Source organism: Subtercola endophyticus (genome assembly GCF_021044565.1).
Taxonomy (GTDB): domain Bacteria; phylum Actinomycetota; class Actinomycetes; order Actinomycetales; family Microbacteriaceae; genus Subtercola; species Subtercola endophyticus.
The window spans coordinates 4,187,547-4,211,971 of record NZ_CP087997.1; the positions used below are offsets into that span (position 1 = coordinate 4,187,547).

Annotated in this window: 23 protein-coding genes and 1 tRNA gene; 13 read left to right on the plus strand and 11 right to left on the minus strand. The window is 65.8% G+C overall.

The window, feature by feature from the left end:
- Positions 1 to 95: 95 nt before the first annotated feature.
- Together LQ955_RS19400 and mgrA are read right to left on the minus strand one after the other, a co-directional pair.
- Positions 96 to 1,055 carry an IS481 family transposase gene (locus tag LQ955_RS19400; protein ID WP_231026101.1) on the minus strand — a complete coding sequence of 320 codons (960 nt, stop codon included), beginning with the start codon at positions 1,053 to 1,055 and terminating at the stop codon, positions 96 to 98.
- A 103-nt stretch (positions 1,056 to 1,158) separates the two neighbouring features.
- On the minus strand, positions 1,159 to 2,184 hold the full coding sequence (gene mgrA / locus LQ955_RS19405) for an L-glyceraldehyde 3-phosphate reductase (RefSeq protein ID WP_231026102.1): 1,026 nt from the start codon (positions 2,182 to 2,184) through the stop codon (positions 1,159 to 1,161).
- 377 nt (positions 2,185 to 2,561) lie between these two features.
- On the opposite strand from mgrA, the gene LQ955_RS19410 reads away from it, so the two are divergent.
- Positions 2,562 to 2,651 (plus strand) — tRNA-Ser (locus LQ955_RS19410).
- A 159-nt stretch (positions 2,652 to 2,810) separates the two neighbouring features.
- On the opposite strand, the gene LQ955_RS19415 is transcribed toward LQ955_RS19410, so the two are convergent.
- Positions 2,811 to 3,371, minus strand: a complete 561-nt coding sequence (locus tag LQ955_RS19415) for a hypothetical protein (RefSeq protein WP_231026103.1) — start codon at positions 3,369 to 3,371, stop codon at positions 2,811 to 2,813.
- A gap of 312 nt (positions 3,372 to 3,683) precedes the next feature.
- On the opposite strand from LQ955_RS19415, the gene kdpF reads away from it, so the two are divergent.
- The 9 genes from kdpF to LQ955_RS19460 all read left to right on the plus strand — a co-directional run bounded on the left by kdpF (position 3,684) and on the right by LQ955_RS19460 (position 13,311).
- A complete protein-coding gene (gene kdpF / locus LQ955_RS19420; protein WP_231026104.1) occupies positions 3,684 to 3,773 on the plus strand; it encodes a K(+)-transporting ATPase subunit F in 90 nt (29 codons plus the stop codon).
- A complete protein-coding gene (gene kdpA / locus LQ955_RS19425; protein WP_231026105.1) occupies positions 3,773 to 5,446 on the plus strand; it encodes a potassium-transporting ATPase subunit KdpA in 1,674 nt (557 codons plus the stop codon). The genes kdpF and kdpA overlap by 1 nt, the downstream gene beginning before the upstream one ends.
- A 2-nt stretch (positions 5,447 to 5,448) precedes the next feature.
- Positions 5,449 to 7,608, plus strand: a complete 2,160-nt coding sequence (gene kdpB, locus LQ955_RS19430; RefSeq protein ID WP_231026106.1) for a potassium-transporting ATPase subunit KdpB — start codon at positions 5,449 to 5,451, stop codon at positions 7,606 to 7,608.
- A gap of 39 nt (positions 7,609 to 7,647) precedes the next feature.
- Positions 7,648 to 8,256 (plus strand): potassium-transporting ATPase subunit KdpC, encoded by a 609-nt coding sequence (gene kdpC, locus LQ955_RS19435; RefSeq protein ID WP_231026107.1) that lies wholly within the window; start codon positions 7,648 to 7,650, stop codon positions 8,254 to 8,256.
- A 2-nt stretch (positions 8,257 to 8,258) separates the two neighbouring features.
- Complete coding sequence (locus LQ955_RS19440; RefSeq protein ID WP_231026108.1) at positions 8,259 to 10,766, plus strand: ATP-binding protein; 2,508 nt, start codon at positions 8,259 to 8,261, stop codon at positions 10,764 to 10,766.
- Complete coding sequence (locus LQ955_RS19445; RefSeq protein WP_231026109.1) at positions 10,763 to 11,485, plus strand: response regulator; 723 nt, start codon at positions 10,763 to 10,765, stop codon at positions 11,483 to 11,485. Before LQ955_RS19440 ends, LQ955_RS19445 begins: the two co-directional genes overlap by 4 nt.
- 124 nt (positions 11,486 to 11,609) lie before the next feature.
- Positions 11,610 to 12,161: a DUF6611 family protein gene (locus LQ955_RS19450; protein ID WP_231026110.1), complete on the plus strand. Its 552-nt coding sequence runs from the start codon at positions 11,610 to 11,612 to the stop codon at positions 12,159 to 12,161.
- Between the two features lie 155 nt (positions 12,162 to 12,316).
- Positions 12,317 to 12,661: a hypothetical protein gene (locus tag LQ955_RS19455; RefSeq protein ID WP_231026111.1), complete on the plus strand. Its 345-nt coding sequence runs from the start codon at positions 12,317 to 12,319 to the stop codon at positions 12,659 to 12,661.
- A 56-nt stretch (positions 12,662 to 12,717) separates the two neighbouring features.
- The gene (locus LQ955_RS19460) at positions 12,718 to 13,311 is read left to right on the plus strand and encodes a dihydrofolate reductase family protein (RefSeq protein WP_231026112.1); all 594 of its coding nucleotides are present in this window, start codon (positions 12,718 to 12,720) and stop codon (positions 13,309 to 13,311) included.
- A 4-nt stretch (positions 13,312 to 13,315) separates the two neighbouring features.
- Here the strand turns inward: LQ955_RS19460 and LQ955_RS19465 are convergent, their stop codons facing one another.
- Positions 13,316 to 14,611 carry an ATP-binding protein gene (locus tag LQ955_RS19465; RefSeq protein WP_231026113.1) on the minus strand — a complete coding sequence of 432 codons (1,296 nt, stop codon included), beginning with the start codon at positions 14,609 to 14,611 and terminating at the stop codon, positions 13,316 to 13,318.
- 62 nt (positions 14,612 to 14,673) lie between these two features.
- Positions 14,674 to 16,119: an alanine--tRNA ligase-related protein gene (locus LQ955_RS19470; protein ID WP_231026114.1), complete on the minus strand. Its 1,446-nt coding sequence runs from the start codon at positions 16,117 to 16,119 to the stop codon at positions 14,674 to 14,676.
- A gap of 77 nt (positions 16,120 to 16,196) precedes the next feature.
- Between LQ955_RS19470 and LQ955_RS19475 the strand changes: the two genes are divergently transcribed.
- Positions 16,197 to 17,453: an APC family permease gene (locus tag LQ955_RS19475; protein WP_231026115.1), complete on the plus strand. Its 1,257-nt coding sequence runs from the start codon at positions 16,197 to 16,199 to the stop codon at positions 17,451 to 17,453.
- Positions 17,454 to 17,575: 122 nt separating this feature from the next.
- Here the strand turns inward: LQ955_RS19475 and LQ955_RS19480 are convergent, their stop codons facing one another.
- Complete coding sequence (locus tag LQ955_RS19480) at positions 17,576 to 18,313, minus strand: VIT1/CCC1 transporter family protein (RefSeq protein WP_231026116.1); 738 nt, start codon at positions 18,311 to 18,313, stop codon at positions 17,576 to 17,578.
- Between the two features lie 57 nt (positions 18,314 to 18,370).
- Positions 18,371 to 18,694, minus strand: a complete 324-nt coding sequence (locus LQ955_RS19485) for an antibiotic biosynthesis monooxygenase family protein (RefSeq protein WP_231026117.1) — start codon at positions 18,692 to 18,694, stop codon at positions 18,371 to 18,373.
- 104 nt (positions 18,695 to 18,798) lie between these two features.
- Here LQ955_RS19485 and LQ955_RS19490 point away from each other — a divergent pair, with 104 nt between their 5' ends.
- The gene (locus tag LQ955_RS19490) at positions 18,799 to 19,653 is read left to right on the plus strand and encodes a helix-turn-helix domain-containing protein (protein WP_231026118.1); all 855 of its coding nucleotides are present in this window, start codon (positions 18,799 to 18,801) and stop codon (positions 19,651 to 19,653) included.
- Here the strand turns inward: LQ955_RS19490 and LQ955_RS19495 are convergent.
- The 3 genes from LQ955_RS19495 to LQ955_RS19505 all read right to left on the minus strand — a co-directional run bounded on the left by LQ955_RS19495 (position 19,619) and on the right by LQ955_RS19505 (position 23,302).
- Positions 19,619 to 20,473, minus strand: coding sequence for a TIGR03620 family F420-dependent LLM class oxidoreductase (locus LQ955_RS19495; protein ID WP_231026119.1), 855 nt, complete (start codon positions 20,471 to 20,473; stop codon positions 19,619 to 19,621). The genes LQ955_RS19490 and LQ955_RS19495 overlap by 35 nt on opposite strands.
- Positions 20,474 to 20,558: 85 nt before the next feature.
- Positions 20,559 to 21,668 (minus strand): LLM class flavin-dependent oxidoreductase, encoded by a 1,110-nt coding sequence (locus LQ955_RS19500; protein ID WP_231026120.1) that lies wholly within the window; start codon positions 21,666 to 21,668, stop codon positions 20,559 to 20,561.
- 116 nt (positions 21,669 to 21,784) lie between these two features.
- Complete coding sequence (locus tag LQ955_RS19505) at positions 21,785 to 23,302, minus strand: nuclear transport factor 2 family protein (RefSeq protein WP_231026121.1); 1,518 nt, start codon at positions 23,300 to 23,302, stop codon at positions 21,785 to 21,787.
- Positions 23,303 to 23,455: 153 nt separating this feature from the next.
- Between LQ955_RS19505 and LQ955_RS19510 the strand changes: the two genes are divergently transcribed.
- Complete coding sequence (locus LQ955_RS19510) at positions 23,456 to 23,812, plus strand: hypothetical protein (protein ID WP_231026122.1); 357 nt, start codon at positions 23,456 to 23,458, stop codon at positions 23,810 to 23,812.
- An 80-nt stretch (positions 23,813 to 23,892) separates the two neighbouring features.
- Here LQ955_RS19510 and LQ955_RS19515 read toward each other — a convergent pair whose 3' ends face one another.
- Positions 23,893 to 24,315: a hypothetical protein gene (locus tag LQ955_RS19515; protein WP_231026123.1), complete on the minus strand. Its 423-nt coding sequence runs from the start codon at positions 24,313 to 24,315 to the stop codon at positions 23,893 to 23,895.
- Positions 24,316 to 24,425 lie beyond the last annotated feature (110 nt).

The following is a 24,425-nucleotide window of genomic DNA, read 5'->3' on the forward strand; positions in this document are numbered from 1 at the left end:
TGGCGCAGCGCGGGGGCGGGTGCGGGCGGGGCGGTCGGGCGGGCGCGGGCGGGCGGGCGGGCGGCGCGGCTAGATGTACTTGGCCATGAGGTTGGTTACACGCGGTTGATGGGTGTGGTTCCGATGCCGGAGTGGATGCGATCAGTGTTGTAGTACTCCAGCCAGGGCGCAAGAGCTGCTGCTCGTTCGGTGTTGCTGCTGTAGGGCCGGGCGTAGGCCCATTCGGTGGCGAGGGTGCGGTTGAGGCGTTCGACTTTCCCGTTCGTCCAGGGGCAGTGCGGTTTGATGAACCTCTGCGCAGCACCGAGCTCGGCGACCGCGGCTTTGAAGACGGCTGAGTTCCTGTACGCGAAGGCGTTGTCGCTGATCACCCGTACGATGCGTGGAATACCGCAGCTGGCGAAGAACGCCGCCGCACGCAGGAGCACCCCGGCTGCGGTGGTGCCCTTCTCATCAGCATGGATCTCGGCGTACGCGAGCCTTGTATGGTCATCGATCACGGCGTGGACGTAGTCGTATCCGACCCTGGTATGGCTGGTCTTGTGGTTGCGGCGGCCCTGGGTGGGGTCGGCGCGCCACCCGCCGCCGTCGGGTATCCGGCCGAGTTTCTTCACATCGATATGGACGAGTTCGCCGGGACTTTCTCGTTCGTACCGGTTACCGGTGGTCCGGGTCGCCCTGATGGGTTGCCCGGTAACGGGGTCGCAGTCTGTCAGCGGGGGTATCTGGTGACGGGCGAGGATCCGGGACACGGTTCGGGCGGGCACTCCGGTCGCTGCACCGATCCTGGCCGGCCCGCAGCGCAGCACCGACCGCGCCTGAATGACGGCCTGTTCGCGGTCGCTGCTGGTCCGAGTCGGTGTGTGGTGTGGTCGGCTCGACCGGTCAGACAACCCAGTCAGGCCCTCGGCACGGTACCGGCGTACCCACCGGTACGCGCACTGCCTCGAGATGCCGAGTTCTTTCGCGACGTGAGCTGCAGGACGACCCGACAGGACCCGCCGAACGAGCAAGGTCCTGCCGTGAATGGTGAGTCGGGCATTAATGTGGGGCATGAGGACCTCCGTGGCCGGTGAAGATGTCAGATACCTCCACTAAGCCCCGGAGGCCCTCCTTAAATCAAGCCCCGCGTGTAACCAACGTCACGGCCCGGTACAGCTAGACCGCGCTCTGCTGCGCCCAGAGGTTGATGCCGGCCTCCGTGGCGAACGAGTCGATCGCCGCGAGCTCGTCGGGCTCGAAGGTGAGGTTGTGAGTGGCGGCGAGGTTGTCTTCGAGCTGTTTCACGGAGGAGGCTCCGATGAGCACAGAGGTGACCCGGGCATCCCGCAGCGCCCACGACAGCGCGAGCTGGGCCAGCGTCTGCCCGCGGCCGGCGGCGATGTCGTTCAGTCCCTTCACGCGAGCGAGGGTCTCGTCGTTGATGAAGCTCTGCTGCATCGACCCGTTCTGTGCCGCGCGGGAGTCGGCGGGAATGCCGTTCAAGTACCGATCGGTCAAGAGACCCTGGGCGAGCGGCGAGAAGGCGATGCATCCGACCCCCAGATCGCCGAGCGTGTCGAGCAGGCCGTCTTCGATCCAGCGGTTGAACATCGAGTACGACGGCTGGTGAATGAGCAGCGGTGTGCCCAGGTCGGCCAGGATGCGCGCCGCCTCTACCGTGCGCTCGGGCGAGTAGCTCGAGATGCCCGCATAGAGTGCGCGCCCGCTCTGTACGGCGGTGTGCAGTGCACCCATCGTCTCTTCGAGCGGAGTCTCGGGGTCTGGCCGGTGCGAGTAGAAGATGTCGACGTAGTCTAGCCCCAGGCGGGCGAGCGACTGGTCGAGGCTCGCCAGCAGGTACTTGCGCGACCCGAATTCGCCGTACGGGCCCGGCCACATGTCGTAGCCGGCCTTCGACGAGATCACCATTTCGTCGCGGTACGGCACGAAGTCTTCGGCGAAAATGCGCCCGAAATTCGTTTCGGCCGAGCCGTACGGCGGGCCGTAATTGTTCGCCAGGTCGATGTGAGTGACGCCCAGGTCGAACGCGCGCCGCAGAATCGCGCGCTGCGTCTCGGTGCTGGTCGTGTCTCCGAAGTTCTGCCACAACCCCAGCGACACCGCCGGAAGTTTCAGCCCACTCCGCCCGGAGCGTCGGTAGGGAAGTTGTTCGTAACGGTCATCTGCAGCGTTGTAGGTCACCCTCTGATTTTGTCACGTTTCAAACCGGGGTGTGGATGCCCGGGCGCCCCATCACCGTGACGGTGACCGGCAGCACAGGCACCCGGACTCCGACGCCCCCGACGTTCACCTACCAATAGAAGCATTCTGGCATAGCGATCTCCGGAGCGTCTGCGGCGACCTACACCCTCGTGGCGGCCGACGCTGGTGCGAAGATCACGGTCACGATCACCGCCCATCGTTCGGGCTATCAGTCGGCGTCGACGACGAGCGCGGCGACCGCTGCCGTCACCGGATAGCCGGATTCCGGGTGCCTCGTCTGAGCCCGCTCTTAGCTCTGCCGCGCTTAGCTGCCGCCGGATTGGCGCACCACGCAGGTGTGCCGTAAAGTATCCCCCGGTACCGTGTCCGAGCGGCCGAAGGTGCAACTCTCGAAAAGTTGTGTGCTTGAAAGAGCACCGTGGGTTCAAATCCCACCGGTACCGCCATGTGATGTCGCAAGACATGGGAATAGCTCGAACCTACGTTTTTGTGGGTTCGGGCTATTTTTTGTCGGGTTGGGGCCCCGGGTTCGCCGGTCGATTGCTAGTCCGTCGCGAATGCGCAACTGTGGCGCCGGGCGACGAGGGGCTGCGCCTTCTCGAAGCTCACACCGCCGCGGTCGCCAACTCGGTGTTCTGCTCGGGCACGGCGTGCGAGCGGCTGATGTGCCGAAGCGCGAGCTCGCCCCGGCACGGCACGGCGAGGAGGTCGCCGACCCGAATATCGGCGGGCAGACCGCCGGTCAGCACTTCGAGCACCGCCGGAGCGTCACGGTTCGAGTCGGCGAGCACGAGGGCTGCAGAGGTCGTGTGCGCGACGGATGCCCGCCCGATCAGCCGCAGCTCGCTGAGCAGGGGGCGCACGGTGTCGAAACGGGCGTCGACGCTGATGCAGAGGGTGCCTGTCGCGGTCACCGCGATTTCGGTGATCGTCGTCACGATCGCTGTCGCCCGCTCGAGAGTGGAGGGCCGGCCGTGCGTGCCCGGAACGACAGCGGCCGCGGTGTGAATGCAGGGCGATTGGCAGATATCGACGAGCCGGAGCAGGGAGACTCCGGCGACAACGACATCGGTTGTGGTCGCCGAGGTGTATTCGGGCCAGAGGTCCGCGTTCAGGGGATCAGGGATGCTGCTGCGCAGGGAGGGCAGCAAACGGGTCAAGGTCATGGCTCTTTCTTACAACCTGAGAACGCCGATTTTCGGCGTCTTAACGGAAGTTCTCCGGCCGGATTTTCGGCGGCCGTAGGAGAACCGTATTGATCTGGCGATATGGCGTTAGGGAACCGTTAGGACCGTGAAGATCGGCCGAATCGGGGTGTCTAATCATGTGCTGTACCTGTGAGTTCCGGCCCTCCGCTGGAGGCTCCGCAGGCTTCCCTGACTTGGATGGAGATCTCTCGTGCTTGACGTGTTCTACATTGTCGGCATTGTCGCGTTGTTCGCGATTGTCGAACTGATTGCCAAGGGGGTCGGCAAGCTGTGATCGCCTTTGACATCATCGCCGCCGTACTCGGCGTCGCCTCACTCGGGTACCTCGTGTATGCCCTCGTGAAACCGGAGCGTTTTTAGTGGACACCTTCTTCGCCATCCTCCAAGTCGCAACCCTGGTGTTGTTTCTTGTTCTGATCTATCGCCCGCTCGGCGACTACATGGCACACATCTATACGAGCAAGCACAATCTCAAGGCCGAACGCGGTTTCTACCGGATCATCGGGGTGAACCCCGAATCCGAGCAGACCTGGCGGGCGTACCTGCGCGGTGTACTCGCGTTCTCCCTGATCGGCGTGCTGATTCTCTACGGCATCCAGCGGCTGCAAGCCGTGCTGCCCTACTCACTCGGTATGCCCGCCATCCCCGAGGGGCTGTCTTTCAACACGGCCATATCGTTCGTGACCAATACGAACTGGCAGTCGTACTCACCCGATGTCACGATGGGTTACAGCGTTCAGCTCGCCGGTCTCGCTGTGCAGAACTTCGTCTCCGCGGCCGTCGGCATCGCGGTGGCCATCGCTCTGGTGCGCGGATTCGCGTACCGCCGCTCGGGCACGATCGGCAACTTCTGGGTCGACCTGACGCGCGGCACGCTGCGGCTGCTGCTGCCGCTGTCGATCCTGACTGCGATCGTACTGATCGCCGGAGGCGTGATCCAGAACTTCAACGGCTTCACCGACGTGACCACTCTCACCGGCGGTACGCAGAGCATTCCGGGTGGCCCGGTCGCGTCGCAGGAGGCGATCAAGATGCTCGGCACCAACGGTGGCGGCTTCTTCAACGCCAACTCCGCGCATCCGTTCGAGAACCCCACCGCCTGGACCAGCCTGTTGCAGATCGTGTTGATGCTCGCTATTCCGTTCAGCCTGCCGCGCACGTTCGGCAAGATGGTCGGCGACAACAAGCAGGGTTACGCGATTCTCGCCGCCATGTCGACGATCTTCCTCATCTCGCTCTCGGCCCTCTCGATCTTCGAGAAGATCGGCGCAGGCTCCGCACCACAACTTGCGGGTGCCGCTATGGAAGGCAAGGAAGACCGCTTCGGCATCTTCGGGTCGACTCTCTTCGGTACCGCCAGCACGCTGACCTCGACCGGTGCCGTGAACTCTATGCACGACTCGTACACGGCCCTCGGCGGAATGATGCCGATGCTCAACATGATGCTCGGTGAAGTCGCGCCGGGTGGTGTCGGATCCGGCCTCTACGGAATGCTGATCCTCGCCATCATCGCGGTCTTCATCGCCGGACTGCTGGTCGGGCGCACCCCCGAGTACCTGGGCAAGAAGCTCGGACCGCGCGAAATCAAACTCGCCAGCATCTACATTCTGGTCACCCCGACGCTGGTGCTCGCCGGCACCGCACTGAGCTTCGCGATACCCGCGGTGCGAGACGACGTGACGAGCACATCGATCTGGAACTCCGGACTGCACGGCTTGTCAGAAGTGCTCTACGCGTTCACCTCAGCCGCCAATAACAACGGTTCTGCCTTTGCCGGACTCACGGCGAACACGCCCTGGTTCAACACCGCGCTCGGAGTCGCCATGCTGCTCGGCCGGTTCGTGCCGATGGTGCTGGTTCTGGCGCTCGCCGGTTCTCTTGCGGCTCAAGACAAGATTCCCGCCACAGCAGGCACCCTGCCAACGCACCGGCCCCAGTTCGTCGGGCTCCTCGTCGCAGTGACAGTGGTCATCGTCGCTCTCACCTACTTTCCCGCAATCACGCTAGGTCCGCTAGCGGAAGGACTCAAGTAATCATGTCCACCCTCACACCCCTACGACCCTCAGAACCTCAACCCACCGAAACGAAGCCCGCAGAGAAAAAGAGCGCCTTCGGACTCAGCCAACTCATCGCCGCCACTCCGGGTGCCTTCCGCAAGCTCGACCCGCGGGAGATGTGGCACAACCCGGTCATGTTCATCGTCGAGATCGGCGCCGCGCTGACCACGGCGCTGGCCATCGCCGAACCGTTCATCGGCGGCGCCGGAGACTCCGGCGGCGCTCCTGTGCCCGCATCGTTCACCTGGGGCATCGCGCTCTGGCTCTGGGCGACCGTGCTGTTCGCCAACCTCGCCGAATCCGTCGCCGAAGGGCGCGGCAAGGCGCAGGCCGACAGCCTGCGAAAGACCCGCACCAGTACGGCGGCCAACAAGGTGCTGGGTTATGACGCGAAAGCCGATCCGTCGGCCGAAGCGAGCTCGATCGAGACGCTCTCTTCAGCCGATCTGACTCTCGGCGACGTCGTCGTGGTCGTGGCGGGCGAACTCATCCCGGGTGACGGCGACATCGTCTGGGGCATCGCTTCGGTCGACGAATCGGCCATCACAGGCGAATCCGCCCCGGTGGTGCGCGAATCGGGTGGCGACCGCAGCGCCGTCACGGGCGGCACCCGGGTGCTCTCCGATCGCATCATCGTGCAGATCACCAGTAAGCCGGGTGAGACGTTCGTCGACCGGATGATCGCGCTGGTCGAAGGCGCGTCGAGGCAGAAGACTCCGAACGAGATCGCCCTGAACATCCTGCTCGCCAGCCTCACCATCGTGTTCGTCGTGGTGACGCTGACGCTCAACCCGATCGCCAGCTACGCCGCCTCGCCGGTCAGCCTCACCGTTCTGGTGGCACTTCTGGTGTGCCTCATTCCGACGACCATCGGCGGCCTGCTCTCAGCCATCGGCATCGCCGGTATGGACCGCCTTGTGCAGCGCAATGTGCTCGCCATGTCGGGCCGCGCGGTGGAAGCAGCCGGTGACGTCACGACACTGCTGCTCGACAAAACAGGCACCATCACCTACGGCAACCGCCAGGCCGCCGAGTTCACGGCCCTCACCGGCGTCAGCCAGGCCGATCTGGTGCATGCCGCCGCGGTCTCGTCTCTGGCCGACCCGACACCGGAGGGCAAGTCGATCGTCGACCTGGCCGTCAAACAGAACTACGTCGACGGCCTGTCGGTCGCGGGGGACATCGTGCCCTTCACCGCCCAGACCCGCATGTCGGGCCTTGACCTGCCCGACGGATCGCAGATTCGAAAAGGCGCCGGCGCGTCTGTCGTCGCGTGGGTCGAAGAGTCTGGACCCATGGCGAGCACCGAGCACGCCGAGCTCGAAGAGAAAATCGAGAACATCTCCAAAGCGGGTGGCACCCCGCTCGTCGTGGCCAGCAAGAGCCCTGCCGGAACAGCCCGCGTACTCGGCGTCATCTATCTCAAAGACGTCGTCAAGGAAGGCATCAAAGAGCGTTTCGCCGAGCTGCGTGCGATGGGCATCCGAACCGTCATGGTCACCGGAGACAACCCTCTCACCGCCGCCGCGATCGCGGCGGAAGCCGGCGTCGACGACTTTCTCGCCGAGGCGACGCCCGAGCAGAAACTCGCTCTCATCAAGCGCGAGCAGGAGGGCGGCAACCTCGTCGCCATGACCGGAGACGGCACGAACGACGCTCCCGCGCTGGCTCAGGCCGACGTCGGTGTTGCGATGAATACCGGAACGTCGGCCGCGAAAGAGGCCGGCAACATGGTCGACCTCGATTCCGACCCGACGAAGCTGATCGACATCGTGCGCATCGGCAAGCAGCTGCTCATCACGCGCGGGGCGCTGACGACGTTCTCGATCGCGAACGACGTGGCGAAGTACTTCGCCATCATTCCGGCGATGTTCGCGGGCATCTTTCCGGGGCTCGGTGTGCTGAACATCATGCAGCTGCACTCGCCGGCCTCCGCGATTCTCTCGGCCATCATCTTCAACGCGATCATCATCATCATCCTGATTCCGTTGGCCCTCCGCGGCGTGAAATACCGACCGCTGAGCGCCTCACGCATTCTCAACCGCAACCTGCTCATCTACGGTGTCGGCGGTGTGATCGCGCCGTTCATCGGCATCAAGATCATCGACATCTTCGTCAGCCTGATTCCGGGCTTCTAGCTCGCCATCTGCCGACACATTGACAAGAAAGGTTTTCACATGAGTACCTCACGAACCGCGGGGCGACAATATTGGGTCGCCGTGCGAGCCATGATCGTCTTCACGATCGTTCTCGGAATCGCCTACACCGCGCTCATCACGGGCATCGGTCAGCTCGCGTTCCCTGCGCAGGCGAACGGGTCGATGATCAAGTCCGGTGACGCAGTCGTCGGATCGGCCCTGATCGGCCAATCCTTCACCGATTCCGACGGCAAGGCGCTGCCGGAGTGGTTCCAGTCCCGACCCTCGGCAGCAGGCGACGGGTACGACGCCGCCGCCTCGAGCGGAAGCAACTACGGCCCGGAGAACTCCGATCTGCTGGCCGCGATCGCCGAACGTCAGGCCGCGATCGCCGCGTCAGACAACGTACCCGTTTCCCAGATACCTGCTGATGCGGTCACGGCCTCTGCTTCGGGGCTCGATCCGCACATCAGCCCCGAGTACGCTCAGATTCAGGTGGCCCGTATTGCCGCCGTTCGCAATCTTCCCGTAGACGAGGTAGAACAGTTGGTTGCCAATGCCACGACCCAGCGCGACCTGGGGTTCCTGGGTGAACCCGTCGTCAATGTTCTGCAGCTGAACATCGCCCTGGCAGGCCTGGGCAGCTAACGATGAAGCGCGGACAGTTCCGGGTGCTGCTCGGCGCAGCACCCGGGGTCGGCAAGACCTACACGATGCTCGAAGAAGGTCGGCGCCTGAAGGGTGACGGCAAAGACGTGGTCGTCGCCGTGGTCGAAACCCATGGCCGCAAAGGCACCGCGAGCATGCTGTTGGGCCTCGAAGTCGTTCCGCGCACGACCAGCGTGCACCGGGGTGTCGAGCTGACCGAGATGGATCTCGATGCGGTTCTGGCTCGAAAGCCCGATATCGCCTTGGTCGACGAACTCGCGCACACCAACGCCCCGGGGTCGACCCACGAGAAGCGCTGGCAAGACGTCGAGGCGCTGCTTGCCGCGGGCATCAGCGTGATCTCCACCGTGAACATTCAGCACATCGACTCGCTCACCGACGTGGTCGAGCAGATCACCGGAGCACCGCAGCGCGAGAACGTACCCGACAGCGTGCTGCGTTCCGCCGACCAGATCGAAGTCGTCGACCTCGCACCCCAAGCCTTGCGCGACCGGCTCGCCGGTGGATTCGTCTACCCTGCGACCCGCATCGATGCCGCTCTCTCGAACTACTTTCGCCTCGGCAATCTCACTGCCTTGCGTGAGCTCGCCCTGTTGTGGCTGGCCGACGAGGTCGACAGCGCGCTGAAGTCGTACCGCACCGAACACGGCATCAACAACAAATGGGAGGCTCGCGAACGAGTCGTGGTCGCACTCACCGGCGGTCCTGAAGGTGAGACTCTCATTCGTCGCGGGGCTCGCATCGCCGCCCGAACGACGGGCGGAAAGCTTCTCGTCGTGCACGTCAGCAGCAACGACGGGCTGCGCGACGCCAACCCCGCAGCGCTGCTCAACCAACGCGCTCTCGTCGATTCCCTGGGCGCAACCTATCACCAGGTCGTCAGCGATGACATTCCCCGCGGCCTCGTGGACTTCGCACGGGCCGAGAACGCAACCCAACTCGTCATCGGTGTCAGCCGCCGCAGCCGCCTCAGCGCAGCACTCACCGGGCCGGGTATCGGTGCCACGGTCATCCGGGAGTCCGGCGACATCGATGTGCACATCGTCACTCACGCTGCAGCAGGTGGTCGGTTCGCGCTGCCCCGACTCGGCGGCGCACTCACGCTTCGGCGCCGCATTCTGGGACTCGCGATAGCGCTTGTCGGCGGCCCGCTTCTCACGTGGATTCTGGTCGCCCTGCGCACCAAGGACTCCATCACGAGCGATGTTCTGGCGTACCAACTGCTGGTCGTCGTCGTCGCGCTGATCGGCGGATTCGGGCCCGCGCTGTTCGCTGCCCTGCTCTCTGGGCTGACCCTGGACTTCTTCTTCGTCGAACCCTTCTACACCGTGACCGTCACCGAACCGGCGCACCTGTTCGCTCTCGGGCTCTACGTCGTGAACGCTGTACTCGTCAGCGCCGTCGTCGACCTCGCCGCCCGCCGATCGCGCGCTGCCAGACGCGCGGGTGCCGAATCCGAACTGCTTGCCACGGTCGCCGGGAGTGTCGTGCGTGGGCAAGACGCCCTGCAGGCACTCGTCACCCGCACCCGCGAGGCCTTCAACCTCAGTGCCGTTCGCCTCATCGTCGACGGCGAACCGACACACACCGACGGCGAGTGCGCGCCGACAGACAAGATCACGAACATCGACATCGGCGGCGGTGCCACGCTCGAGCTGCACGGCGCCGACTTGGCCGCCTCAGAACGACGCCTCCTCACGGTGATCGCCACGCAGATCGGGGCCGCCCTGGAGTACAGCGACCTCGCCCAAACGGCACAAGAGGTCGAACCTCTGGCTCAGGCCGATCGGGTCAGAAGCGCCCTTCTCGCCGCCGTCGGCCACGACCTCAGAAGGCCGCTCACTGCAGCGACCGCCGCCGTCAGCGGCCTGCGCGCAACCGATGTGAAACTCACCGATGCAGACCGCAACGAACTGCTCAGCACCGCCTCCGAGAGCCTGGACACCCTGTCGCTTCTCGTGACCAACCTGCTCGACGTCAGCCGGCTGCAGGCCGGCGTTCTCGCCGTCTTCCTCACTCCCGTCGACATCGGCGACATCGTGCTCCCTGCTCTCGACGAACTCGGCCTGAGCCCTTCGACAGTCGAACTCGACCTCCCCGAAACGATCAAGCCCGTCAGCGCCGACCACGGCCTGCTCCAACGGGTCATCGTCAACCTGCTTTCGAACGCCGTGCGGTACTCACCGGCAGGCAAGCGGGTACTGATCTCCGCGAGCGAATTCGGGGGCACCGTCGAAATACGAATCGCGGACCAAGGCCCCGGCGTACCCGCCGAACGCTGGGACGACATCTTCGTACCCTTCCAGCGCCTCGGCGACACCGACAACCTCACCGGCCTCGGCCTCGGGCTTGCCCTGTCGAAAGGGTTCATCGAAGGCATGGGCGGCACCCTCGAGGCCGAAGACACTCCTGGCGGCGGCCTCACCATGGTCATCGCACTACCCGAAGCGCACACCTCGTCCACCCCCGTCCCGGAGCTGGTTCCATGAAAATCCTCGTCGCCGACGATGACCCTCAAATCCTCCGTGCCCTCAAGGTCACCCTCCGAGCCCGCGGCTACGACATCGTGACCGCCTCCGACGGCACTGAAGCACTCAACCGCGCCATCGAACACCACCCCGACCTCGTCATGCTCGACCTCGGCATGCCGAACCTCGACGGAGTCGAGGTCATCCACGGCCTTCGCGGCTGGAGCGAAGTGCCCATCCTCGTCGTCTCCGGCCGCACCGGTGAAGCCGACAAGGTCGAAGCCCTCGACGCCGGCGCCGACGACTACGTCACCAAACCGTTCTCCATCGACGAACTCCTCGCCCGGATCCGAGCCCTCACCCGTCGAAGCCCCACCTCGGAAGACTCTCCCGCCATCCGATTCGGAACGGTCACTGTCGACCTGCTGGCCAAGAACGCCTATCACGGCACGGCGGAAGCCCCCGAGATCATCCGGCTGACGCCGACCGAGTGGGCCATCCTCGAAGTTCTGCTGCGAAACCCGGGCAAACTCATCACGCGAGATGCGCTGCTCACTCACGTCTGGGGTGCACACCACTCGAATGACAGCGGGTACCTGCGTGTTTATATCGCGCAGCTCCGAAAGAAGCTCGAACCCCAACCTTCGCAGCCCCGGTACCTGATCACGGAATCGGGAATGGGTTATCGGTTCACACCGGATCGCAGCGACATCACGACATCGTACGAAGAAGTTCCGTAAAGAAACCCCCGAACCCCGTTCGATTCCGCTCCTGGATCCGGCCGCGTATTAAGTGCGTCAAGATAGCGCATGAAGACCGTGAAGATCGAACACCTGACCGTGGGCGTTGCCTAGCGTGGCAGGTATGACCATGCATCCTCATCTTCAAACAGGCATCCCCGCCGATTCTGCAGCCCGACTGCTCGCTCGGGCGGCACGCCGAATCAGCGAAGGGCCGCACCTGTGGGGCGCGATCGATGTCACCCCCACCGGCCGCACGTCGTACTGCCGAACGCGACTGACCGTCTACCCGCCCGGAACGAACGCGGCCGAGCGCCGCGCTCTGCGTTTCTACCGCAACTGGCCCGTCGCGGGAGCGGTGCTCGCACTGTTCCTCTTTCTCGCCCTCGCCGAAATGCCCGCTCTCGTCGTCACCAGCATCGCTATCAGCGTCTACGCCGCGGGTATCTGGGCCGGGCACGCGGCCACACGGTCCCTTCGCCCGCACGTGCGACGCCTCACCGTCCTGACGGCAGCAACCGGACAGCACTTCGAGACGCTCGGCGACATCGCCTTCTTCCAGGCCGCGACAGACCAACTTCGCGCCATGGACAAGCTCAATGACCACGGGCTGCTCAGCGCAGCAGAATACGAAAGCTACTGGGCCGAAATCTACGACGCACTGCCGGCCGCGTAGCATCTCCCTGACACGCGCGACTGCTCTTCGCTGACAGAAGCCTCGCCGCCCCCGGCGGCCACGAGCAGCTGACCCGACAACTCGGCCCCGCCGTTGAGCCCTCGCGATTCGCGCCGTTAGAATGACCTCAGGTACTGGGTTGGGAGACGCCGACCGTGGCAGCAACGCTGAAGCTCACGCACAAGGCAATCGGAGTCGAAGTGCGGCGCCACCCCTACGACGTGGTTCTCGACGGGCAGAACGCCGGGTCGGTCACCATGAACGAGTCGATCGAGATCCCAATCTCACCCGGAAGTCACACGGTGAGAATCCACAGTGGGCGGGACTCGAGCAAGACGGTAACGTTTGACGCGGGCGACAGCGAGGTGATCGCTTATCGATGTACGGGTAAGCGCTTCTTGCCGCTCTTTCTCGCTTCGTTCGTCGACCCTGACTTGGCGTTGGTGCTGGTTCCCGAGAATGAGGCCGAGCGCATCGGAGACTTTGGCAACACGCCCTAACGGCGACTCAGCCCTAACATGTGAACAGGGTACACATCAGGGAGAGGTGGTCGTCGATGAGGGAACTCGTGCTGAAGATGTCGGTGTCGCTCGATGGCTTCGTTGCCGGCACTCGAGCGGATTCGAACTGGCCGTTACGCGCAGGCACTCCGGATTCGGCCGCGTGGGTCTTCGAAACTCTCTCCGGCGCCGGCGCGCACCTCATCGGGCACCGGTTGTTCGAGGGGTTCGCTCGCCTGTGGCCGACCTCGACCAACCCGATGGCTGCGCCCATGAACGACATTCCGAAGGTCGTGTTCACGCGACAGGCCACGTTCGATCCGACCTCGTTCAGCGCCGGCGCTGACGAATCGCCCGCCGCCGCGAGCTGGAGCGGCGCGCGGGTCGCCAGCGGTGATCTCGCCGAAGAGATCAATCGCCTCAAGCACGAGCCCGGCGGCTACCTGCTCGCCCAAGGTGGCGTGGATTTCGGGCGCAGTCTCGTGCACTCGGGTCTGATCGACGAGTACCGGTTCGTCGTGCTTCCGGTCGCGCTCGGCTCGGGTTCCGGGCTGTTCACCGAACTCTCTGACGAGCTGGATCTGCAGCTGATCAGCTCGACCGCGTTCGACGGCGGCGCGATCGCCAACGTCTACCGCCCGAAGAGCTAGCGCATCAGAGGCGGGCGATGCCCTCGATGTCTTCGAGGAAGGCTTGGGCGACCTCGGCCGAGACGGTGGCCCGGGTGGAGTTGATGGCTTCGAGATAGTCTTCAGTTCGCGGCCCCGAGGCGGGGGCAGAGCCGTCGGGGGAGACGGGCGAGAAGAGCGCCTTCTCGAGCGCGCTCTGGGAGGCCTTGCGCGCCGCGTACTCGATGTCGGCGGGCGAGAACCCTTCGGTGCGCTCGACCAGGGCCGAAAGATCGACCTCGCCGAGCGACTGCGCCGGAATGTAGCGCGCCCAGATCGACTCTCGAGCGGCAGGGTCGGGCAGCCCGATGGGAATCACGTAGTCGAATCGGCCGTGCCGCAGAAACGCGGAGTCGAGCGAGCGAATGAAGTTTGTGGCGCACACCAGAAGACGATTCGGTTGATCGCGGAACGTCGGGATGATCTTCAGCAGCTCATTCGTCACGCCCTGCATGGCCGACGGCGGTTCACCCCCGCGTTGCACCGCGATCTCTTCGACTTCGTCGATGAACACCACAGCGTGTTCGAGGTCGGCGATCTTCGCGAACGTTTCGCGCAGGGCCCCGGCCAGGCCGGCTGGATCGGCAGCAAGGCGCGACGGAAACACCTCGACGAACGACCACTCGAGTCGTGACGCAATCGCTCGGGCGAACGTGGTCTTTCCGGTTCCGGGCGGCCCGAACAACACCACCGCGCTGGGCGGAACGACGCCGAACTGGTCGGCCAGATCGCTGTTCGCGAGCGGCATCACGAGTCGGCGCTCGAGCAGTTCTTTCTCTTTCTGCATGCCCCCGATCGACTCCCACAGGCCTCGCGGCAGAATGCGCCCACCCAATTCGGTGAGGGCGTTCAATTCGTTGCGCTGCACCGGAATGCGCCGTTCGAGATAGCGGAGGTTCTGTTTCGTCTCGAAGCCCTGCTCGCTGAACGCGTCGACGGGTACCGTGCTGTCGGGCAACAGAACAGAGAGCTTCGAGAGCCCGAGGGGCGCCATGCGTTTCTCGAGCGCAGCAAGCAATCTGCCTCCGACCCCCTGGCGCTGGTGTTGCGGTGCGGTCGACAAGAACACGATCCAGCCCTGATTGTGAGCCGCTCGGCCGACGGCTGCGCCGATGACGACATCGTCGATCACGGCGACGACGGCGTGATCCTGCTGGCACGACGCCAGCACCTCGGGAAGACTGTAGACCGGCTCGGTCTGCGACGACCGCATCTCTTCCCAGAGGTGCAGAATGCTATCGATGTCATCGGGATGAAAATCTCGAATGCGAAAGTGGGCCACGAGGGCAGCATAGCGTCGCACGAGCCCCTGCCCGATGCTTCGATCGCGGCGCCGACCGCGTTCTAGCGTTCTGGGCTGACCGCGCTGACCGCGCCGCCCGGCAGACCGGCTGCGCCGAGGCGGGTCGCGGCCCGCGAACGAGCCCGCTGTTCATCCATCGCCGCCTCGAAGTCGGCCTGCCAGTCGGGGTGCACGTCGATACCCAGCCGGCGCGCCTCTTCGACGCTCAGCTCTTTCGGAAAGCCGCTCGTGTCTGAGAGCACGAACACATCGTGGCCGGTCATCGTGCGCCCCGCGAATCCGGCGACCGCTGTAAGCCCGGCCGCAAGGGTGCGCCGAAACGCCCGTTCTTCTTTGACGAGCACCTCGATCACCTCGGCGCGATGCTGCCGAACCTCGGGGTAGTCATCGGCGTACAGGTCGGCGATCACGGGCACGATCTCGCCGAAGAAGTTCTCGCTCAGCCCCAGTGCGAGGGCGAACCGGATGGCCCGCCGCAGCAGGCGGCGCATGACGTAACCCTGCTCTTTGTTCGACGGCCGCACTCCGTCGACGGCGAGAAAGGTCGCGCCGCGCAGATGATCGACGATGATGCGCATCGACTCGGTCTCATCGACATACGACCGGCCGGTGAGCTGCTGCAGCTTCTCGACGATGGGCCAGAGCAGGCTGATGCGAAAGACGTCGGAGGAATGGATCGCGGCCGCCGCAATGCGTTCCAGCCCGCCCCCGAAGTCGACATTGCGGCGGGCGAGGGGTTCGAACGAGCCGTCTTCGCGGCGCCGGTACTGCATGAAGACCTGGTTGCCGATCTCCATGTACTGACCGCTGTCACTCGCGGGGTGCGCCTTGCCGAACGAGGCGTCATGGTGCTCGGGCCCGAAGTCGTAGAACACCTCGCTGTCGGGGCCGCAGGGGTCGCCGATGGGGGTGCCGTCGAGTGATCCGCCGCGCGACCACCAGTTCTCGCCGCCGTCGTAGAAGAAGATGCGTTCGCCCGGGTGCACACCACGGGCATCCCCGTCGGCCTGGCTGCCGATGGCCGCGATCTGTGCCTCGATGCCGCGTTCGGCGAAGACGGTCTGCCAGATCTGCGCCGCCTCGTCGTCGCGCGGAATGCCGTTGGCTTCGTCGCCGATGAAGCAGGTCACCGAGAGCCGATACGCATCGAGGCCGACGATGTCGACGAGAAACGTGAAGAACTGCCGAATCTGCTGCTCTTTGAAGTAGTCGCCGAGGCTCCAGTTGCCAAGCATTTCGAAGAAGGTGGTGTGCCGGTTGTCGCCGACCTCGTCGATGTCTTGCGCGCGCACGCAGGGCTGGCTGTCGGTCAACCGCACGCCATCCGGATGCTGTTCGCCCAGCAAATAGGGCAGAAGTGCCTGCATGCCACTACCCGTGAAGAGCGTGCTGGTGTCGGCTGGAACGAGATTGGCGGCCGGAATGACCGTGTGGCCACGGCTCTCGAGGTAGTGCAGATAGGAGTTGCGAATCTCGTGGGCGTCCATGATCCTAGGATTTCACATCGTCGACGTTCACCGGCCGGACACCTCACTGGGTTACTCTGCGGCGCAGAAGGAGCGCGATGTCGACCAACCCTGCCCTGGCCCGACGGCTCGGACTCGCCGATGCTGTGACCATCGGCCTGGGCTCGATGATCGGTGCCGGAATCTTCGCGGCCTTCGCGCCGGCGGCTGCCGCAGCGGGCGCGGGGCTGCTGATCGGGCTGGCCATCGCCGCCGTCGTGGCGTACTGCAACGCGTCGTCGTCGGCCCAGTTGGCCGCGCAGTACCCGACGTCGGGCGGCACCTACGTCTATGGGCGCGAGCGACTCGGCGAGTGGCCGGGTTACCTTGCGGGGTGGAGTTTTGTCATCGGAAAGACCGCGAGCTGCGCCGCGATGGCCCTCACCTTCGCGGCGTACGCGGCGCCCGTCGGGTGGCAGAAGCCGACCGCCGTGGTGGCCGTTCTGGCGCTGGCCGCCGTGAACTACTTCGGGGTCTCGCGTACGGCGAGGCTGACGCGCATCATCGTGGTGGTCGTTCTGCTGGTGCTCGCCCTTGTCGTCGTTGCGGGTCTGTCGTCGGGTGGGCAGCGCTCGGCGGCGGTCGACGCAGGCCTGTTCGAGGGCGGCTGGTACGGCATCCTGCAGTCTGCCGGGCTGCTGTTCTTCGCCTTCGCCGGGTACGCCCGCATCGCGACCATGGGCGAAGAGGTGAAGAACCCGCGTCGAACGATTCCCCGCGCGATCCTGACCGCGCTGACGATCGCTCTCGTGATCTATGCGGTCGTCGCCGTCACGGTGCTGGTCGTGATCGGCCCCACGCAGCTCGCCAGCAGTGTGGCGCCGCTGGTCGACGTCGTGACAGCGAGCGGATGGTCGTGGGCCACTCCGATCGTGCGCGTCGGCGCCGCCGCTGCCGCGCTGGGCGCACTGCTTGCCCTCATCGCGGGGATCGGCCGCACCACGCTCGCGATGGCCCGCAACAGCGACCTGCCGCGCTGGCTCGCGGCCGTGCATCCGAAGTACCGGGTTCCGCATCACGCCGAGATCGCGCTGGCGGTTGTGGTGAGCATCCTGATTCTGAGCGTCGACCTGCGCGGGGCGATCGGGTTTTCGTCATTCGGCGTGCTGCTGTACTACTTCGTAGCCAACGTCTCGGCGTTCACGCAGACCACGGCCGACCGGCGGTTTCCGCGTGCCGTACAGCTTCTCGGCGCGGCCGGCTGCCTGGTTCTGGTCGTGACTCTGCCGCCGACGGCCATCGTCGTCGGCATCGTCGTGCTGGTGGTGGGCCTCGGCTACCGCCTGATTCGGTTGCGCGTGCTGCAGGCCGGTTAGGGTCGCGGCGACGGTCGCGTCACAAATCGCGGCACGGAGTGATGCGCAGCGTCGTGTCGGCCGCGTCGATCTGCGCGGGCTGCTGCGCGGACCACGAACCCGTCATGTCGGTCTCCTCGAGATCAGCCGATGCCGGAGGTGCCGAGCAACGAGCCGATCACGAACGTGGCGGCCAGAGCGAGCGCGCCGCCGATGACGACGCGCAGAGTCGCCCGAACCACCCGACTCTCGCCGAGCACCGCACCCGTGATTCCGGTGGCAGCCAAGGCGACGATGACGACGGCGAAGGTCAGCGGCACACGTATCGTCGTCGGCGGCAGCAAGATGGCCAGCAGGGGCAGAATGCCACCCACGACGAACGAGAGAGCGGATGCCCCGGCCGCCGCCCACGGGCTGGCAATGTCATTCTCGTCGAGGTTCAGCTCCATGGCGAGGTGGGCCTTGAGGGCGTTCTTCTCGGTGAGTTCGACCGCAACCTGCCGGGCTGTCTTGTCGGACAGGCCCTGGGCGCGGTAGAGGTCGGTGAGTTCGTCCAGTTCACCCGCAGGGTCGTCGTGCAGCTCGGCACGTTCTTTCTCGATGAGGGCCTGCTGCGAGTCGCGCTGGCTGCTCACCGAGACGTACTCGCCGAGCGCCATCGAGATGGCGCCTCCGACCAGCGCGGCCGAACCGGCGGCCACGATCGCCGCCGTGGGGGCGTTCGCGCTCGCGACGCCGACCACGATCGCGGCCACCGAGACGATTCCGTCGTTTGCGCCGAGAACGCCGGCGCGCAGCCAGTTCAGTCGGCCCGCGAGGCTGCCGGCGTGCGGCTCGGGGCGGGCGTGTGTCGGCGACGATGTGGCCGAATCACTCGTCATGGTTGTGCCCTCAGCCCTGGAGCGTCGTCGGTGCGGTGCATCACGGGCAGCCAGGCGCTAGTTCGAGCCACCTGCGACCTCGTACGACCAGAGTTCGCTGCTCACGCCCACGTGGGCCGGCGCCGGCTGGCCGGAGCGCTCGGCCTCGCTACGGTGGCCGTGCCCGAAGGCGGGGGAGTTCACCCAGGCCTGGAACGACTCGTCGTCGCTCCACCGGGTCACGACGAGCCAGGTGGTACGGTCATCCACTGGCTTCAGCAGTTCGAAGCCCTCGAAGCCGGATTGCCCGTCGACGGCACCGGCGCGGGAGGCGAAACGCTTGGCGAGCTCGTCTCCGCTGTCGGCGGGAACGGTGATGGCGTTGATCTTGATAACGGTCATGCAAAAAGGCTATCTCTGTCAGCTGACCGCTCCCGACCAGTCCCTCGCAACACTGGTAGTGGCAGAGGCACGCACCCGGCCGCCCGGCGGCCTACGGTGGGGTCATGGATGATCGGCAGAACCAGCTCGGCGAGTACCTCCGTGCCCGCCGCGAACTCGTCACGCCCGAGCAGGCGGGCATCCCGGTTCTGGGCATGCGCCGGGTGCCCGGGCTGCGCCGCGAAGAAGTGGCCATGCTCTCGGGCATCAGCGCCGAGTACTACCTGCGCCTCGAACAGGGCCGGGACCGCAATCCGTCGATGCAGGTGCTCGAATCGATCGCTCGCGTGCTGCAGCTCGAGGGTGACACCCGCGACTACCTGCTGACCTTGGGCGCCGCCCGGCCCCGACAGGCGCGACGTCGACCTCGCAAAGAGACGGTTTCGCCGACCATCGCGCGGTTGGTCGACAGCATGCAGGTGCCCACGTTCGTCGAAGGCCGGTACCTCGACGTGCTGGCCGCGAACGCGCTGGCGTCTGCCCTGTCGCCGCGGCTCGTCGTGGGCAGAAACCGGCTGTTGGATTTCTTCTTGGAACCTGCCGAGCAAGAGCTCTACACCGACTGGGAGCCCGCCACCAGAAACCTCGTCGCCGGCTTTCGGCAGTCGATGGGAACCGACACCGACGACCCCCGTTTCGTCGAGCTCGTCGGTGAACTCTCCATCGCGAGCCCGCGTTTTCGGCAGCTCTGGGCGCGCCACGAAGTCGCCAGCCGCAAGGGTGCTCCGGTGCGCTTCACCCACCCGCAGGTCGGCGAACTCACGCTCGACCGCGAGAAGCTCGCCATCAGTGGCGCCGACGGCCTGGTGCTGGTCATCCATCACCCCGAACCGGGCAGCGAGAGCGCGGACAAGCTCGCGCTGCTCGCCTCCGCCGCGCTGCCCTCTATTCGCGACGCACGAGCCCGAGCGCCTCGCTGAGGGCGGTGAGCGCGGGAAGGGGGGATCCGTCGCCGATGACCTGGACGAGTGCCTGGTCGGCGCCGGCGTCGATGTGGGCGCGCAGGGCGGCGGCGATGTCGGCGGGTGAGCCGTGAGCCACGACCTCGTCGACGAAGCGGTCGCTGCCGCCGTCGGCCAGATCGGCTTCGGTGTAACCGAGGCGCAGCCAGCTGCGTCGGTAGTTGACCAGTCCCAGGTACATCGCGAGGGCGGCGCGGGCTGCGGCACGGGCCGTGACGGGGTTCTCGTCGAGAATCACGTGCTGTTCCGGAACGAGCAGGGCGGCCGGGCCGAGCAGCTGCCGGGCATCCGCGGTGTGCTCGGGGGTGACCAGGTACGGGTGGGCGCCCGCCGTGCGGTCGCGGGCCAGCTCCAGCACGCGCGGCCCGAGGGCGGCGAGAACGATGCGGGAACGGTCGAACCCGAGGGCGTCGAGCTCGTCGAGGTATTCGGTGAGAGCGGTGTAGGGCTTGGCGGCGCCGGGGCCGACGGATTCCCGGTGCCCCGGCCCGAGCCCGAGCAGAAAGCGCCCCGGATGCGCCGCATCGATGCGCCGGTAGCTCTCTGCCGCGGCGGCGGGCTCGGTCTTCCAGATGTTCGCGATTCCGGTCGCGACGGTGAGCGTCTCGGTCGCGTCGAGCACCTCGAGCACCAGGGGTTCGAAGTCGGCCGGAGCCCCGCCCAACCACAGCGAGCCGAAGCCCACCTGTTCTACCGTTCGGGCGAGGGGGCCGTCGATGTCGGGGCTTCTGCGCCACACGCCGAACTGGCCGGTCAGGTTCGTCTTCGTTGCATCCATCTTTTCATGATGTCACGCTCGCCGGGCCTCGAGCCGGTGCCCGAGCATCCGCTCAAGACCCGGCCCGAGCCCCGGCGCGGCCGAGTTACGATGCGAGCGCGGCAGGCTCCCACGCGGCTTCGAGGTTGATGCCGCGACGCGCGATCTCGTCGTGCACCAGCGGGATGATGTACCGCCCGGTGTCGATGGATTCGCCGATATCGCCGAGCGACGGCAGCGAGATGACATCGGCACCCAGCTCGACGTACTTGACCAGCGTCTTCGCGATGGTCTCGGGTGACCCGACCAGCAGCGACGAGGCTCCGCCGGCCCCGGCGAAGGCGCGCGGAGTCCAGAGCACGCCGTCTTCGTGGTACTCGGCCGTCTTGGCGATCTCTTGCAGACGCACGGTGCCGACGTTCGTGGCACCCTGGCCGAAGTTGCCGTACAGCTTCGTGGCTGCCTCGACGATGCCGCGAGCCTTCTGCTGGGCAAGCTCGTCGGTCTCGGCGACCACCGGGCGAAAAGTCACCCAGAACCGAATGCGCTCGGTACGACCGGCCTTGTGCGCCTCTTCGTAGACACGATCGATCTGCTGCTTGGTCTCTTTCAGCGGCTCGCCCCAGAGCGCGAAAATGTCGGCCTGCTGGCCTCCTGAGGTGTAGGCGAAATCGGATGATCCACCCAGCGAAACGGGCAGAGACTGGCCCGAGAACGTCTCGAAGGCCGGGCCGAAGTTGTCGAAGTCATAGTACTTTCCGTGGTGCGAGAACGTCTCTTTTTTCGTCCACACATCACGCAGAATCTGGATGAACTCGGTCGACCGCTCGTAGCGCTCCGTCTTGCTGAGGTAGTCGCCCTGCCGCTGCTGCTCGGCGTCGTCACTGCCCGAGATGATGTGCACGATCGTGCGGCCCTCGCTGAGCTGGTCGAGGGTGGCGAGCGCCTGTGCGGCGACCGTCGGGAACGACGTATTCGGCCGCACCGCGACCACCGTCTTGAGCCGTTCGGTCGCGGCGAGGATGGTCGCCGCCAGCGCGTACTGGTCTGGCCCCGACGAGTGATACGGAACAAGCGTGTAGTCGAAACCGAACTCGTCGATCGTTCTCGCGTACCGCTTCAGCCACGCGGGGTCGATTCCGGCCCGGAACGTGTCGGCGATAGTGGTTTTCTTCGCAGGTCTGGTGCTGATCGCATTGACGAACTCGACAGTCATGGCTCTTCTCCCTTTTTTCGGCGCCTTCTCCATGGTGCCGCTCGTCGACCCTGCAGGGCCCTTGTATTGCCAGATGTTTCAGGTGTTGCCAGATGTTTCAGGCTTTGCCAGATGTTTCAGACGGCAGGCGAATACGCCCCGAACTGCGCCTTGGTGCGAGCAATCTGCGGGCGCAGTTCTCTGCCCCCGTCGATGGTGTCGCGCACGCTCGAGCTGTAGGCGACTGCGCGGCGCGAGACGCGCCATCCGCTCTCGCCGCGGGTCAACTCGTCGACGTAGAAACCTCCCGAACGAAGACGGTCGAGGTGATCATCCGCCCCGTCTGCCGGCTCGTGAATGGCGATCGTCGTGAAGTCGGTGTACGCCCAGGCGTGGTCGCCGTCGACCCGCAGCACCGGCTCGGCGATGCTGTGCAGTCCCGTCAAACGGTCGTGGTAGAACGCCCTCGCCCCGTCGACGAACGACGACGCGCCCGAGCCGGCGGGCTCGTCGCCGAACGCGGCGTCGGGCGCGAAAACCTCGCCGATGAGCCCCCAGCGCTCTTGGTCGAACACCGACGAGTACCGAATCAGCACCTCGCGAATCGCCAGGCGGGCGTCGGTGACCTCGCCGAGGGCGAGCGGATGCGGCACGACCAGTTCGCCCAGAGCCCTGGTGCCCACAGCGATCGCCTGGCGCACGGTCTCGTCGAGTTCGGCGGAGCTGCGGGCATCGCTCTTCAGGTATTCGGTGCGTGTCGAGATCACCCAGCCGTCGGGGGAGCGCTCGAGCTCGGTCAGCTCGACACCGCTGGTGCGTCGGCGGGTCACGCCGGTGGCCGTGTCGCTGGTCGCGCCGCTGGCCGCCTGCGTCAGCGTGGTGCGAACGAACTCGGACTCCGCCTGCGCGCGGTCGCCGTCGACAACGACCTTGACGTTGCTGACGAGGTGACGGCTGCTGAGCGTGCCCGTGCCCGTGGCAGCGCTCGTGCCGGCGGCAACGGTGGCTTCGCGGTCACGCTCGAACGCAGCGAAGGCGAGTGCGGCCTCGACATCGAGCAGCTCTGACGCGTCGCTCGTGCCAGGCGCGCCACCCGCGCCAGTCGTGCCACCCGAGGTGCTCGTGCCGTCGGTCGACGACCCGAGGAACTCCGCCGCAGTCAGGATGCCGGCTCCCTGCTCGATCAGCGCGCGCCGATCGGCGGGCACGGCTACCGACGCCACGTCGACGTCTGCGAGGTGCAGTCGGCGCTCGGCCAGTCGCCACCCGTCGGGCGTGCGCACGAGCCGATCGACCGAGGTCGCGTCGTACTGCCGGCGCACGGCGCCACCGTCGGCCAGCAGCTCGAGCTCGACCAACCCGAGCTCCGAGACGACGGTCGCGTTGCCGCCGTCGACACTCACGAGCGGGTTGCGGAACACCGTCTCCCGGGTGATTCCGGGCGCCGGCGCAGTAACGAGCGCGACGAGCGCGACGAGCCCGTCGACACCCACGGCCGGGGCCCGTGCATCGAGCAGCGTTTCGATGCGGGCATCCGCTGCCACCGTCTCGCGAAGTAGCGCTTCGTTCTGGTGGTCGACGGCGTAGGAGTGCCGGGCGAGAAGGGCGGTGATGTCGAGGCGGTCGGTCGCGAGCAATGAAGTGGAGGAGGTCATGGCCCCACTGTAAGGAGCAGACGCGCGAGGGGCACCAGCTGCGTGACGTACTCCGTCTTTGTTTCGCCTCATGACGTCGACTGGTGACACGGGAGCGGGCGGCACGTACCGTGATCTCTACGACAGAACCCCACGCATTCGATTGAGGACCCCATGACCAGCCAGCCCACCCGTACCCCACTTCAGCTCGCGTGCGCGGCGGAGTCGGTCATGGAGTGTGCGCGGGCCGAAGAAGGGCACTCACTGCACCCGATGCGTCGCCGTCTGGCGGCAGCGACGCCGAGCAAGTGGGCTGACGCTCTGGTCGTCTCGGTCAGCGCAGACGGCTGGGTCGAACTGTTCTCGGTCGAAACGGGCGCGACGGCACGGGTCTGGCACCACGAAAGCCTGACGCACGCGGTGCGTGTCGGCGAGCCCGTGGCGTTGCACACGACGTACAACGTGCTCGCGGTCGGGTCGGAGTGGCGCAGCGTCGTCACCGAGCCAGCCTTCGCCGAGGTGCTCGGCTAGCGAGCCCCGGGAATCGCCGCTACCGGTCGCGTTGGTCGTTCCGGGGCGCCGATTCGGCCCCCGGGCATCCGGTTTTGCCGTTATGCCATGCTCTTCATGCTCATGAGCATGGTCTCGCAGGCCATCATGCACTCCATGCAAGCCTGAGCGCACATCTTGCAGTGCTCGCTCATGTCGGCGTGCATCATGCACTCGTCGGCGCAGGCCTTGCACATGGCCATGGTGGCTTCGAGCATCGACATCATCGCCGCCATGTCGTAGCCCATCGGGCGCATCATCATGCGCATCATGGTGTTGCAGACGTCGGCGCACATGGTGCACATGCTGGCGCACTTGCCCATGCCCTCACCCATGTCGGCGTCGGCGCACATCACACAGGCCTGCTCGCAGGCCGAACACGCCTCGATACACGCCTGCATGGCCGTCATGTCCATCTCGGCCATGCCCGGCATGCCGTCTTTCATGGTCGGCATCGACATCATCATTTCGCTCATCGTGCTCATCGGAGAACCTTCTTCGCATCGGGGGCCTCTCGCGAGGCGCGTGGCTGACGTAGCAGAACATGATCTGCTCTATGACGTCATGTTACGGTGAAGGCTTGACAGAGCGCCAG

Coding starts and splice junctions, on each gene's coding strand:
- LQ955_RS19400 (WP_231026101.1), bottom strand. CDS start 1,055: ATGCCCCACATTAATGCCCGACTCACCATTCACGGCAGGACCTTGCTC.
- LQ955_RS19415 (WP_231026103.1), bottom strand. CDS start 3,371: ATGACCTTGACCCGTTTGCTGCCCTCCCTGCGCAGCAGCATCCCTGAT.
- kdpB (WP_231026106.1), top strand. CDS start 5,449: ATGTCCACCCTCACACCCCTACGACCCTCAGAACCTCAACCCACCGAA.
- kdpC (WP_231026107.1), top strand. CDS start 7,648: ATGAGTACCTCACGAACCGCGGGGCGACAATATTGGGTCGCCGTGCGA.
- LQ955_RS19440 (WP_231026108.1), top strand. CDS start 8,259: ATGAAGCGCGGACAGTTCCGGGTGCTGCTCGGCGCAGCACCCGGGGTC.
- LQ955_RS19445 (WP_231026109.1), top strand. CDS start 10,763: ATGAAAATCCTCGTCGCCGACGATGACCCTCAAATCCTCCGTGCCCTC.
- LQ955_RS19450 (WP_231026110.1), top strand. CDS start 11,610: ATGACCATGCATCCTCATCTTCAAACAGGCATCCCCGCCGATTCTGCA.
- LQ955_RS19460 (WP_231026112.1), top strand. CDS start 12,718: ATGAGGGAACTCGTGCTGAAGATGTCGGTGTCGCTCGATGGCTTCGTT.
- LQ955_RS19470 (WP_231026114.1), bottom strand. CDS start 16,119: ATGGACGCCCACGAGATTCGCAACTCCTATCTGCACTACCTCGAGAGC.
- LQ955_RS19475 (WP_231026115.1), top strand. CDS start 16,197: ATGTCGACCAACCCTGCCCTGGCCCGACGGCTCGGACTCGCCGATGCT.
- LQ955_RS19480 (WP_231026116.1), bottom strand. CDS start 18,313: ATGACGAGTGATTCGGCCACATCGTCGCCGACACACGCCCGCCCCGAG.
- LQ955_RS19485 (WP_231026117.1), bottom strand. CDS start 18,694: ATGACCGTTATCAAGATCAACGCCATCACCGTTCCCGCCGACAGCGGA.
- LQ955_RS19490 (WP_231026118.1), top strand. CDS start 18,799: ATGGATGATCGGCAGAACCAGCTCGGCGAGTACCTCCGTGCCCGCCGC.
- LQ955_RS19495 (WP_231026119.1), bottom strand. CDS start 20,473: ATGGATGCAACGAAGACGAACCTGACCGGCCAGTTCGGCGTGTGGCGC.
- LQ955_RS19500 (WP_231026120.1), bottom strand. CDS start 21,668: ATGACTGTCGAGTTCGTCAATGCGATCAGCACCAGACCTGCGAAGAAA.
- LQ955_RS19505 (WP_231026121.1), bottom strand. CDS start 23,302: ATGACCTCCTCCACTTCATTGCTCGCGACCGACCGCCTCGACATCACC.
- LQ955_RS19510 (WP_231026122.1), top strand. CDS start 23,456: ATGACCAGCCAGCCCACCCGTACCCCACTTCAGCTCGCGTGCGCGGCG.
- LQ955_RS19515 (WP_231026123.1), bottom strand. CDS start 24,315: ATGAGCACGATGAGCGAAATGATGATGTCGATGCCGACCATGAAAGAC.